This window comes from Bradyrhizobium sp. BR 10289, from assembly GCF_019455385.1.
Taxonomy (GTDB): domain Bacteria; phylum Pseudomonadota; class Alphaproteobacteria; order Rhizobiales; family Xanthobacteraceae; genus Bradyrhizobium.
Genome location: NZ_JACOFR010000002.1, coordinates 489,184 through 500,878, shown reverse-complemented (window position 1 = coordinate 500,878; position 11,695 = coordinate 489,184). Strand labels below are relative to the sequence as shown.

Here is an 11,695-nt window from a genome sequence, read left to right as displayed (position 1 = left end):
CTCTAAGTCAAGGGACATTTGGGACGAGACAATAAGAACTGCGTAGGGCGGACTGGCGCAGCGTAGTCCGCCACCTTGCCTGTCGCGGCAATCGGCGGATTACGCCCAGCGACCGCGCTTCGCGCAGCTGCAAGGCTAATCGGATCGTGGCTTTGCGACCTACTGCACGTCCATCTGCAATCCTTCCTTCTGGATGATGCCAGCGAACTTCTTCGTCTCGGCATCCACGAAGGCGGCGAACTGCTCCGGCGTGCCGTAGTCGGCGCGGGCGCCCATGGCGGCGATCTGCTTCTTGATGTCGTCGCGCTCCAGCATCGCCTTGACCTGGAGATTGAGCGCTTCGAGCACGGCGGGCGGCGCGCCCTTCGGCAGGAACACCGAGAACCAGGATGACACGTCGAAGTTCGCAAGCTCCGGCGCGCTCTCGCGCATGGTTGGGAGGTTCGGTGCAAGGTCGCTGCGCTCGGGCGTGGTCACGCAGAGGCCGGTGAGGGTGCCGTTCTGCACCTGCGGCAGGCTCGGATAGAGATTGTCGAACAGGATCTGGATGTCGCCGGCAAGCGCGGCCTGGAGCGCTGGCCCGGCGCCGCGGAACGGGATGTGCGTCATCTTTAGTCCCGTGAGCTGCAAGAACCAGGCGCCGGTGAGGTGAGGGCTCTGGCCGACGCCGGACGAGGCGTAGCTGAGCTTGTCCGGATTGGCCTTCAAATAGGCGATCAGCTCGGCGACCGATTTGATGCCGGTCTTCGGATGCGCCGAGACGATGTTCGGGATCCGGATCATGTTCGTGACGGGCTGGAGCTGGTCCGGCTTGTAGGTGAGGTTCTTGAAGATGCTGTAGGCGATCGCGTTCGGTCCGGGATTGCCGATCAGGATGGTGTGGCCATCCGGCTTGGAACGGACCACCTCGGCGGTGCCGATCGTACCGCCGCCGCCGGAGCGGTTTTCCACGACGGCCGACTGGCCCCAGGCGGTTTGCAGATGGGCGGCGAGCAGGCGGCCCATGACGTCGGTCGAGCCGCCGGCTGCGGCCGGCACGACGACGCGGACGTTTTCGGTCGGCTTCCAGTCGGCGAGGCTCGACCGCGGCAGGATCGCTGCGGCGGACAGGCCGGCGGCAGCCGTGAGCACGCGGCGACGGGACAACAAAGCTCTTTGCACGAATCCACTCCCTGCTTCTTGTTTTGCAGAGAGCGTAGGGAACCCGGCGCGCAACGGCAAGTCGTACGCGCCCGCAATTGCCGCACGGGAGGCGGCACGACGCCGCAGGCTGAATCCTCAGTTAAAGCTGAGCAGCTTGAACAGCGGAGCGAGGTAGCTCATCTCCTGACCAGACGTCGCCGTGGTCCGGCTGATGAAGTCGAAGATCTTGCCGTCCTGGAGTCCGTAATTGGCAAGCCGGCGCACGCGCCGGTTCTTGTCGAAATAGATCGCGATGACGCGCTGGTCGACAACCTTCTGGTTCATAAAGGCGACCATGCGCTCGGAGCGCTGCGAGATGTAGTAGAACACCTCACCGTCGAGTGTCGCGACCGTGGAAGGCGTGCCCATCACGATCAGCACCTGGTCTTGGCTCGCGCCGATCGGAATCTGCTCCAGCGCGCCGGGCGGCAGGATGTAGCCCTTCTGGAATTGCTCGCCGGTGCAGCCCGCAAGGGCGCCGCCGACCAGCGCCACGGCCGCGAGCATGCGCAAGGAGCGCCAGCGTGCAGAAAGGCCGCGCGACTTGGTGGCGCGCTGGCTGGTCCTAATCGTTATCGTCATAGCGGAACTGATTCCGTCCCCTTGCGTCGCGCGAGGCGCTGAAGTACCGGGCGGAGGCTGCAATTGCAACACGCGCACGCCCGCTTGCGGAACCCACAATGGTTTGGCCGTTCAATCACTTCAGGAAACCCCGGCAAGCCCCGCGCGGCACCATTGAAGCCATCTATGGCATGATCGTGGCGCAGGCGCGAGAACCCATATTTTACCGCGACTTGGGCGTGCCCGACACGGTCGATGGGCGTTTCGATCTGTTGCTGCTGCACCTCTGGCTGCTGCTGCGCCGACTGCGCGCGGCTGAGGGCGCCACGGGACTGTCGCAGGCGCTGTTTGACCGCTTCTGCGAGGACATGGACGACAATCTGCGCGAGATGGGGATCGGCGATCAGACCGTGCCGAAGCGGATGCGGGCCTTCGGCGAGGCCTTTTATGGCCGAGTCCAGGCCTACGACCAGGCTGTGGAGGCCGGCGGCGAGGCGCTGGCAGCCGCGATCTGCAAGAATATTCTGAATGGGACCGGCATCGACCACGCCAGACGCCTTGCGGCCTACGCCCGGGCCGCGGACGCCGATCTCGCCCGGGCCGACGAGGCTACGCTGCTGTGCGCGTCCTTCAAGTTTCCCCCGGCGCTTCCCGAGGATGTCACGCCATGAGCCGACCAAACGCCGAATCCAGGCCCGATCCGTGGCGGTCCCCGGTCATCGTGGCGCAGATTCCCGACACCGGCTTGCATCGCAAGCTCGAGGCCTCCGCCGCCGAGCGGCAGGCCATGGCCGAGATTGCAGGCTTGCGGGAGGTGCTTTCCGCCCTGGCCGACCTTGAGGTCGTGCCCAAGAGCGGTGGCCGCTACGAGGTCACGGGTCACGTCCGGGCTCGGATCGGCCAGACCTGCGTGGTTACCCTCGATCCGATCGAGAACGAGATCGACGAGGAGATCGACCTGATTTTCGCCCCCGAAGCCGAGGCAAGACGGCTGGCCGACCTGATCGAGGAGGGGCAGGACGACGAGGAGCCGCCGGAGGTCGCCGATCCCCCGGAGCCGATCGTCAATGGCATGATCGACCTCGGCCGCATTGCCACCGATGCGCTGTTCTTGGCGATCGACCCCTATCCGCGCAAGGAGGGGGCCGTGTTCGAGGCCGAGATCACGGCGCCTGATCCGGAGGACCACCCCTTCGCGGCCCTGAAGGCGCTTCAGGACAACAAGAAAGGCAAAAGGAAGGGCAAATAGAAGGTCATTCCCGTAAGACCACCTTCGCAAGGCGTGCGAGGCGTTTGCGGGGATGGTTTGAGAGCCTGATGTATCTGTTTGGTTTCCATGTATTTCTTCTGAATTCGCGCCTCCGGCGCCGGATCGCCCCGAATGCAAAAGGCTGGGGGCAAGAGGTTGTTTCGGGATAACAAAACGCTATTGTCGCGCCCCGGTCCGGGTGCGGCGTTGCGCTTGGCCGGTCGCCATGTCCATGGCGAGCCCATTTTGCGGCCCCGCTCGTCGGAGGCCGCACCAGACCAGGTTTCCAGGACTTTCATGCCAAGCAAGGTTCGCATCGCGCTTGACGCCATGGGGGGCGACTCCGGCGCCGCCGTGGTCATTCCGGGTGCGGCGATCTCGCTTGCCAGACATCGCGACACCGAGTTCCTGCTGGTCGGGGACCGCGCGAAGATTGAGCCCGAGCTCGAGCGGCACCTTCAGCTCAAATCGGCCTCGAAGATCATCCATACCGACGTCGCCGTCAGCGGCTCGGACAAGCCGAGCCAGGCGCTGCGGCGCGGCCGCAAGACCTCTTCGATGTGGCTCGCCATCGACGCAGTGAAGAAGGGGGAGGCGGATGTCGCCGTCTCCGCCGGCAATACCGGCGCGCTGATGGCGATGTCACGCTTTCATCTGCGCACGCTGCCGGGCATCGACCGCCCCGCCATCTCTGCGATATGGCCGACCCAGCGCGGCCAGTCCGTCGTGCTCGATCTCGGCGCGACCATCGGCGGCGACGCGCACCATCTGGTGGCGCTTGCGGTGATGGGCGCGGCCATGGTGAGCGTGGTGTTCGACAAGAAGCGCCCGACGGTCGGCCTGCTCAACATCGGCACCGAGGAGATCAAGGGGCACGAGGAGATCCGCGAGGCCGGCGAGATGCTGCGCGCGATGAACCTGCCGGAACTCGACTATATCGGCTTCGTCGAGGGCGACGGCATCGGCAAGGGGCTGGCCGACGTCATCGTGACCGAGGGCTACAGCGGCAACATCGCGCTCAAGGCCGCCGAAGGAACCGCCCGGCAGATGGCGGATTTACTTCGTCACGAGATCCAGCGGAGCTGGCTGTCCCGGCTCGGCTATCTCTTTGCCCGCGGCGCCTTCCAGGCGCTGCGCGACAAGATGGACCCCAACAAGTCCAATGGCGGCGTGTTGCTGGGGCTCAACGGACTGGTGGTCAAGAGCCATGGCGGAATCAACGCCGAAGGCTTTGCCTATGCGATCGATGTTGGCTATGAGATGGCTCACTACGATCTCCTGAACAAGATCAATCAGATGCTCAACCGCGAGGGCAGTGCACTCAATTCCGTGCAGTCCGCGCCGGAGGATGTTTCGTGACTCAAATTCGTTCGGTCGTGCTGGGCTGCGGCTCGTATCTGCCGGAGCAGGTGGTGACCAACGCCCAGTTGGCGAGCCGTATCGACACGTCCGACGAATGGATCGTGCAGCGCACCGGGATTCGCGAGCGGCATATCGCCGCCGAGGGCGAGTTCACCTCGCATCTGGCGGTCAAGGCGGCGCAGGCCGCGCTGACCGATGCCGGCGTGGACGCGCAGTCGATCGAACTGATCGTGCTGGCGACCTCGACGCCCGACAACACCTTCCCCGCAACCGCCGTTGCCGTGCAGCACGCGCTCGGCATCAACCACGGCGCGGCGTTCGACCTTCAGGCGGTCTGCTCCGGCTTCGTGTTCGCGCTCGCCACCGCCGATAATTTCCTGCGCACCGGCGCCTACAAGCGCGCGCTGGTGATTGGCGCGGAGACCTTCTCGCGCATCCTCGACTGGAACGACCGCGGCACCTGCGTGCTGTTCGGCGACGGCGCCGGCGCGGTGGTGCTGGAGGCGCAGGAGCAGCCGGGCAATCCCGCGACCGACCGCGGCATCGTCACCACTCACTTGCGCTCCGACGGCCGCCACAAGGCAAAGCTGTTCGTCGACGGCGGGCCGTCCTCGACCCAGACCGTCGGCCATTTGCGCATGGAGGGCCGCGAGGTCTTCAAGCATGCGGTCGGCATGATCACCGACGTGATCGTCGATGCCTTCAAGGCGACCGGGCTCGATGCCGACGGCATCGACTGGTTCGTGCCGCACCAGGCCAACAAGCGAATCATCGACGCCTCTGCCCACAAGCTGCACATCGCGCCGGAGAAGGTGGTGCTGACGGTGGACCGCCACGGCAACACCTCGGCGGCCTCGATCCCGCTGGCGCTGGCGGTGGCGCGCAAGGACGGCCGCATTAAGCGCGGCGACATGGTCCTCCTGGAGGCGATGGGCGGCGGCTTCACCTGGGGCTCGGCGCTGGTGCGCTGGTAAGCCACAGTCGATAAAATTTTGCCGGAATCCGCCGGCATTATCGATGCGTGTGCATTGATGAGCGCTGTTGACCGTCGTATCGTAAGCTCATAATTTCAGACGACAATTGTTCGCCGTGATGTGGGGCAGGGCGATGACCGATCAAAGTAAAACCGTAACGCGTGTCGATCTCTGCGAGGCCGTCTACCAGAAGGTGGGGCTGTCGCGGACGGAGTCGTCCGCGTTCGTGGAACTCGTGCTGAAGGAGATCACCGACTGCCTCGAGCGGGGCGAGACGGTGAAGCTGTCCTCGTTCGGTTCCTTCATGGTGCGCAAGAAGGGCCAGCGCATCGGCCGCAATCCGAAGACCGGCACCGAGGTGCCGATCTCGCCGCGCCGCGTCATGGTGTTCAAGCCGTCGGCGATCCTGAAGCAGCGCATCAACACCCAGCATCGCGGCAATGGCGATGCCAGCAAGGCGCAACCCGAGGCTTAAGCCGCCCGACGGATAAGGACCAGCCTTTGGACAAGGCGCCGGACGCGTTCCGAACCATCAGCGAAGTCGCGCAGGAACTCGACATTCCGCAGCACGTGCTGCGGTTCTGGGAGACCCGCTTCTCCCAGATCAAGCCGATGAAGCGCAGCGGCGGCCGCCGCTATTACCGCCCCGACGACGTCGACCTGCTCAAGGGCATCCGCCGCCTGCTCTACGGGGAGGGCTACACCATCCGCGGCGTGCAGCGGATCCTGAAAGAGCACGGCGTCAAATCGGTGCAGGGCCTCGCCGACAGCGCCGCTGCCGTCTCGTTCGGCGCGATCGAGGACGCCATCGGCGTGAGCCTGATGGAGCCGGACGATGAGGCGCCGATCAAAGGCGTCACCGATACCGACGATGACGACTACCAGGGCGATGAAGAGGAGGGCATCGACTTCCGCTTCACCGAGGTCGACGATGAGGACATCCTCACCACCTTCCGCAAGGCCGGCGCACCCGCCGCGCCCGCCGGCCCGAGCGCGCTGGACCGGGAACGGCTGGGCAAGGTGCTCGCCGACCTCGTCGCCTGCCGGGAGATGCTGGATCAGGCGCTGAAGGACGGGTAGGGGCCGTCGCGCATTGGCAAGCGCCCGCAGCGGGCTCTCTCCCGACTGTCGATCCGCCTGCGCGATGCTTTGAGAAAAATGGTCGGAGCGAGAGGATTTGAACCTCCGACCCCTAGTCTCCCAGACTAGTGCGCTAACCGGGCTGCGCCACGCTCCGAACGTCGTTCCATTAGCTAGGATCGGCGCGATGCGCAAGGCGAGGTCACAGCATTTTGGCGTCCCCGCCCACAACCCCGGAACTGCCCGCGAAGGTAGCGAAAAGCGCCGCGGGCGGCTGCCGGGACGGCCGGCAGATCAAAATGCCGAAAACAACCCCATGCACAGTAGCGATGCCGTTGCCGGATCATGCCTTTGGCAGGCCTGCTGCTATTTTTCCGAAATTCACTTGACCCGTCGGGCAAAACAGGGGTACGGTGTCATCATGCGGCAGGTGGATCGGGACGTGACCGCCCCGATCGTGCTGACGCTACCGGCGTCCTGAATCGATCGGCTGCTCCGGAGAACCGGGTCCCGATCCCGTCGTGCCGATCGGCTGGCCGTTTGCTGTATGCCCGACGCCGACGCCGGGGGCTCCGACGGCACCGGCTCCGGCGCTGCTGTTCGGAGATGCGGTATTCGTTCCTTGTGTCGCAGCGCGCTGTTCGGCGTTGACCGTGTCGGCCGTTGTCGATTGCGTCGTCGTTCTGGCGGGCGTCTGTGGCGACTGTGTCGAGGTCTGACCGCTGTTTGGGTTGGCGTTCGATGCGCCGGGCGCTGTGCCTTGCCCGATCGGGTTCGAGAAGGGCGCGCTGCTGGGATTTGTCGAGGCGGCGGTGTTGCCTCCAGCCGTACCGGTTGCGGTCCCGGCGCTCGACGTTCCCGCAGAGCCAGCCCCGCTGCCTGCCGAGGCGCCGCTCGATGCAGCGCCGCCGCCGGCTCCACCGGCACCACCGCCGCCGCCGCCGCCGCCTCCGCCCCCTTGGGCAAAGGTGCTGGACGACAGCGCGACGCACGCAATTGCAACAATGATGGATTGCCGGATCATGGGAAGCTCTCCGCTGGGTTTGACCGACAACGGTGCATCAACGCGCGGAGTTCCTGTGCACAGTTCCGCGGCATCGGCGGTAGGCTCCCTCTCCCGCTTGCGGGGGAGGGCTGGGGTGGGGGTTGTCTCCGCATCGGGGTTGCCGTGGATTGCGGAGAATATCCCATTGCGGAGAGAACCCTCACCCGCCGCGCTCTGCGAGCGCGTCGGCCTCTCCCGCAAGCGGGAGAGGCGGAGCCCCATGGGCAGCCTCTGTGAATCCGTATGCGATAGTCCTGCGTCTGTCGGCGGCGATCGCGCCGGCGACGGCCAGCCCCGCTATCCCAACTCCGACCCCAGCGCCTGCTCGAGCAGCTTCCGGCTTGGCTCGTAGCGGTTGACGAACTGGTCGATCAAGAGCGGCGTCAGGCCGGTGCGGCAGGCTTCGATGGTGTCGGTGATGTCGGCGAGCTTCATCTGGATCGCGGCGCGGTTGCCGGAGGCGCAGAGTTTTCGGACATAGTCGAGATAGATCTCGCATTCGGCGGGGCCGACCTCCTGGAAGCGGCGATAATAGTCCGCATTCGGCGGCGGGGTCGTGATCTCGATGATCTCGCAGGCCTCCTGGCTGATGCCGAGTGCGCTCAGCATCTCGCGGCCGCCGCCACGCTCCATCATCGCATCGTGCAGCAGGGCCGATTCGATATGGGCGCGGGTCGCGTCCGGCTTGCGGAAGATGAGGCGGAGCGCCACGCGCTCGAAATGCTGCGCCCAGGGGCGGCCGAGATGATCCTTGATGCCGGCCTGCTGCTGGTCCACGGCGGCGATGATGTCCGTGTACCAGGATGCGCTTGGAACGAGCGTCATGCGTTGGTCCCTTCTTGTCTTGCGTGTTTGCGACCCGAATCCTCGGACGAGAGCTCGACGAGCCGCTGCTCGCTCGGGCGATCGGCGCGGCTGAGGCTGCGCTGGCTGGCGACGTCCTCGACCCGGCGCTGCCAGCCCTCGACCATCGGGCGCATCGCGACTTCCCAGTCGCCAAGGGCGGCATCGATGTCGTCGGAGTAGGCAACGGCCTCGGCGAGCGCGACGGCGTTGACGATGCTGACGCCGGCACCTTGCCCGAGACTCGAGGGCATCGCATGGGCGGCGTCGCCGACGATCGCGGCGCGTCCGCTCGACCAGGTCGACAGCGTCGTCGTTGCGTAGCGGTCGTGCCGGCCGGCGTTGCCGACCCGCCGCAGGGCCGGCGCGAGATCCGGAAATCGCGCGGTCCAGAGCGCACCGGCGATCGGAACGGACGTCGCTTCGACATCGGTGATGGCGGCCATCAGGCAGAAGTAGAAGGCATCCGGGCCGCACGGCGTGTAGAGCACCCGCAACGGACGCCCGCGGTAATCATAATAGTCGTGAATGCTGTTCCATGTGTCGTCGCGCAGTCCGTCGCGATCGAGCAGGATCCGCGTGATGCCGTCCTGGTGCGCGACGCGCGTGATCGGAATGTCCAGCGCTTTCGCGATGGTCGATCTCACGCCGTCGGCGGCGATGACAAGATCGGCCTGGAGCCGCGTGCCGTCTGCGAGGATCAACGCGCCACGCGGATCCGCCGCAACGGCCCGCGCTCCGCCGACGATGCGGACGCCGGCGCGCCTTGCCGCATCGATCAGCGCGACATGAAGAGCCGCCCGCGTCGTGGTGGTGATGTTGCCGTCCGTGGATGCGTCCGATTGCCGTACGCCGTCGATATAGACGCAGCGCGTGGCAGGCTTGAAGGCTCCACGCATGAAGTCGTCATAGGCGCCGGTCTTGCGAAGGGCGTCATGAACGAAGCCGTGGACATAGAGACCGGCGCCGACGCTACGCGGCTCGGGATCGGCCTCGTACACGGTGACGCGCCATCCCGCGCGCGCGAGCACGGCCGCGGCTGCGAGGCCGGCATAACCGGCCCCGGCAATCACTGCTGTTCGCGTCATTCGGCCGGCGCCTCGACCGCGTTGGCCGGCACGGCGGCGTCGCGCGCCGCTGAGGCTGCTTCGAGCGTCTTGCCCTTGGTGTTGGGGCCGACCAGCGCCACCGCGATGATGCTGGCAATCAGCAGGCCATCGCTCACCAGGAACAGCGCGAGCCGTCCGTGCAGCACCGCGAAGATCCCGAACGCCAGCAACAGCAGGATGCCGCCGACGCGGCCCCAGGCCGAAGCCATGCCCATCGCCGTCGTCCGGATCTCGGTCGGATAAAGCTCGGGCGTGTAGGTGTAGATGCAGGTCGAACCGTTGCCGAGGAAGAAGGCGGTGAACCAGGCACAGGCCATGATCGTGACGGGGGTGTTCGCAAGGCCGAACAGCGTGCTGGAGATCCCGATCCCGGCAAAGCAGATCATCAGCCAGTATTTTCGCCCCACAAGATCGAGGAAGTAGCCCGCGCCGATATAGCCGGGAATGAAGCCGGAAAAGATCACGACCGTGAACTCGGTCGACCGCACGATGGAGAAACCGTCCATGGCGAGCAACGTCGGCAGCACGGATTGGAAGGTGTAGAGCACGCCGTACTCGGTGAACCACACCATCCAGAGCATGATGGTGACAGGCAGGATGGCGGGCGCCACGATCTCGCGCCGGCTGACCGGACGGGTGACGGGCACCGGGATCGGCACGACAGGCGGCAGCGTGCCGCCGTTCGATCGCGCCACCTGCGCTTCGATCGACGCGACGATCCGCTCGGCTTCCTCGGTGCGGCCTTGGCTCACCAGCCATCGCGGGCTTTCGGGCAGGAAGGTCCGCATCAGGCCGATCAGAAGCGCGAAGGGGAAGGTGAGCGCGAGCGTCCAGCGCCAGCCGACGGTCGGGATCAGCATGAGCGCCCAGACCGGGGATAGCGCGATGCCGATCGCGAAGAACGCCATCATCCAGCCGTTGAAGCGGCCGCGCAGCCGCGAGGGCCACAGCTCCGCCAGATAAGGCGGCACCACGCAGCTCTCCATGCCGACGAAGATCCATGTGAAGAAGTTCAGCAGGCAAAAGATTTCGATGCCCGGGGCCAGCGCGCGGGAGGCCGAGAACAGGGAATAGAGGCCGAGGCTCCAGGTCATCACGGCCTTGCGGCCAAACCGGTCGGCGACGAAGCCGACCAGGACGGAGCCGAGCAGGTAGCCGCTCAGCCCGATCGCCGAGGTGACGCCGAGCGCAAGCGGGCCGAGATTCCATTCGGTCCGGAAAGCTGCGAAGGCAAAGCCGGTGACGGCCGTGTCCAGCGTGTCGAAGAACAGGGAAAGCCCAGCAATGATAAGGACTTGAATGTGGAAGCGGGAGGGAGGTAGCCGGTCGATGCGGGCAACGAGCCCTTGGGCAGTGATGCTCATGGACGAGATCCTTTGCTTGCGCGAAAACGGCCCGGCAGTCGCCCTCGCAGGGCACGGCAGATGTGATAGAACGTCCGTGCATGCACAGTTTATGCACGGTGAATAAAGCAAGGCAAGATATTTCATGATGGCCAAGAGACCAGCGCCGCCTCCGGGCAAGGGGAAGGGCGTAGAGTTCGCTTACACGGCGCTCCGGCGTGAGATCGTTTCGCTCACGCTGCGACCGGGGACGCCGCTGGACGAGGCCGCTCTTGCCGCAAGGCTGGGGCTGTCGCGAACCCCCGTGCACGAGGCGCTGGTCAGGCTCGCCTCGGAGTCGCTCGTGGTGCTGCTGCCGAACCGCGGCGCCAGCGTCGCAAGTCTCAACTGGGAAGACCTCCGCGAGATGTTCGAGGCGCTCGATATCACCCAGCGGCTGGTCACGAGGTGGGCGGCGCTACGCCGCACCGATGCGCAGCTTGCGGAGATCGATGCCGAGCGGATCGCATTCGAGCAGCATGAGGCGGCGGGCCGCGTGGAGGAGATGAACGAGAGCAATTGGCGCTTTCACGCGCTGATCGCCGCCGCCTGCGGCAACAAGCTGATCGAGCGCAACTACCTTCATCTGCTCACGCTCGCGCTGCGCATCGCCTATCTCGCCTACAACGTCGAGCACTTCGCGTCGAAGGCCGCGTATCAGAAGCACATGAACACGATTCTGACCGAGCACATCGCGATGGTCGCGGCGATCAGGGACAGGGATGCGGACAAGGCGGATGCGCTGGGGCGGTCGCACGCGGATTTGGGGCGGCAGCGGATACAGGATGTGATGTCGAGAGGAGTGAGCAGCGAGTTGGATATCGCGCTGGATTATCCGGTTGTGGTGTTGAGGGAGTGATGGGATGGCCAGGGAATGCCTCCCACGTCAATGTCGCGGAGAGTTTGTC

The 11,695-nt window shown here is 65.6% G+C and carries 13 protein-coding genes and 1 tRNA gene; 8 read left to right on the top strand and 6 right to left on the bottom strand.

Annotated features, from left to right (window positions below; translation table 11 throughout):
* Positions 1-159: 159 nt before the first annotated feature.
* A complete protein-coding gene (locus tag HYH08_RS05895; protein ID WP_220008790.1) occupies positions 160-1,161 on the bottom strand; it encodes a Bug family tripartite tricarboxylate transporter substrate binding protein in 1,002 nt (333 codons plus the stop codon).
* Between the two features lie 117 nt (positions 1,162-1,278).
* Complete coding sequence (locus tag HYH08_RS05890; RefSeq protein WP_220008789.1) at positions 1,279-1,764, bottom strand: outer membrane protein assembly factor BamE; 486 nt, start codon at positions 1,762-1,764, stop codon at positions 1,279-1,281.
* Positions 1,765-1,862: 98 nt separating this feature from the next.
* Here HYH08_RS05890 and HYH08_RS05885 point away from each other — a divergent pair, with 98 nt between their 5' ends.
* The 6 genes from HYH08_RS05885 (at position 1,863) to HYH08_RS05860 (ending at position 6,408) form a co-directional block, all read left to right on the top strand.
* The gene (locus tag HYH08_RS05885; RefSeq protein ID WP_220008788.1) at positions 1,863-2,414 is read left to right on the top strand and encodes a ubiquinol-cytochrome C chaperone family protein; all 552 of its coding nucleotides are present in this window, start codon (positions 1,863-1,865) and stop codon (positions 2,412-2,414) included.
* Positions 2,411-2,992 carry a YceD family protein gene (locus HYH08_RS05880; RefSeq protein WP_220008787.1) on the top strand — a complete coding sequence of 194 codons (582 nt, stop codon included), beginning with the start codon at positions 2,411-2,413 and terminating at the stop codon, positions 2,990-2,992. The genes HYH08_RS05885 and HYH08_RS05880 overlap by 4 nt, the downstream gene beginning before the upstream one ends.
* A gap of 297 nt (positions 2,993-3,289) precedes the next feature.
* Positions 3,290-4,351: a phosphate acyltransferase PlsX gene (plsX, locus tag HYH08_RS05875; protein ID WP_220008786.1), complete on the top strand. Its 1,062-nt coding sequence runs from the start codon at positions 3,290-3,292 to the stop codon at positions 4,349-4,351.
* Complete coding sequence (locus tag HYH08_RS05870; RefSeq protein WP_220008785.1) at positions 4,348-5,328, top strand: beta-ketoacyl-ACP synthase III; 981 nt, start codon at positions 4,348-4,350, stop codon at positions 5,326-5,328. The genes plsX and HYH08_RS05870 overlap by 4 nt, the downstream gene beginning before the upstream one ends.
* Positions 5,329-5,461: 133 nt before the next feature.
* Entirely contained in the window at positions 5,462-5,803 is a 342-nt protein-coding gene (locus HYH08_RS05865; RefSeq protein ID WP_208866994.1) for an integration host factor subunit alpha, read from the top strand.
* Positions 5,804-5,829: 26 nt separating this feature from the next.
* Positions 5,830-6,408: a MerR family transcriptional regulator gene (locus tag HYH08_RS05860; RefSeq protein ID WP_220008784.1), complete on the top strand. Its 579-nt coding sequence runs from the start codon at positions 5,830-5,832 to the stop codon at positions 6,406-6,408.
* Between the two features lie 79 nt (positions 6,409-6,487).
* On the opposite strand, the gene HYH08_RS05855 is transcribed toward HYH08_RS05860, so the two are convergent.
* Positions 6,488-6,565: transfer RNA gene (locus HYH08_RS05855), tRNA-Pro, on the bottom strand.
* Between the two features lie 30 nt (positions 6,566-6,595).
* On the opposite strand from HYH08_RS05855, the gene HYH08_RS05850 reads away from it, so the two are divergent.
* Entirely contained in the window at positions 6,596-6,889 is a 294-nt protein-coding gene (locus HYH08_RS05850) for a hypothetical protein (protein ID WP_220008783.1), read from the top strand.
* An 861-nt stretch (positions 6,890-7,750) separates the two neighbouring features.
* Here HYH08_RS05850 and HYH08_RS05845 read toward each other — a convergent pair.
* From HYH08_RS05845 to HYH08_RS05835, 3 genes are read right to left on the bottom strand one after another with little or no spacing between them, the layout of a single operon-like run.
* On the bottom strand, positions 7,751-8,278 hold the full coding sequence (locus HYH08_RS05845; protein WP_220008782.1) for a hypothetical protein: 528 nt from the start codon (positions 8,276-8,278) through the stop codon (positions 7,751-7,753).
* Entirely contained in the window at positions 8,275-9,384 is a 1,110-nt protein-coding gene (locus HYH08_RS05840; protein ID WP_220008781.1) for an FAD-dependent oxidoreductase, read from the bottom strand. The genes HYH08_RS05845 and HYH08_RS05840 overlap by 4 nt, the downstream gene beginning before the upstream one ends.
* Positions 9,381-10,769 carry an MFS transporter gene (locus HYH08_RS05835; protein WP_220008780.1) on the bottom strand — a complete coding sequence of 463 codons (1,389 nt, stop codon included), beginning with the start codon at positions 10,767-10,769 and terminating at the stop codon, positions 9,381-9,383. Before HYH08_RS05835 ends, HYH08_RS05840 begins: the two co-directional genes overlap by 4 nt.
* Positions 10,770-10,893: 124 nt before the next feature.
* On the opposite strand from HYH08_RS05835, the gene HYH08_RS05830 reads away from it, so the two are divergent.
* A complete protein-coding gene (locus tag HYH08_RS05830) occupies positions 10,894-11,646 on the top strand; it encodes a GntR family transcriptional regulator (protein WP_220008779.1) in 753 nt (250 codons plus the stop codon).
* The last annotated feature ends 49 nt before the right edge of the window (positions 11,647-11,695 follow it).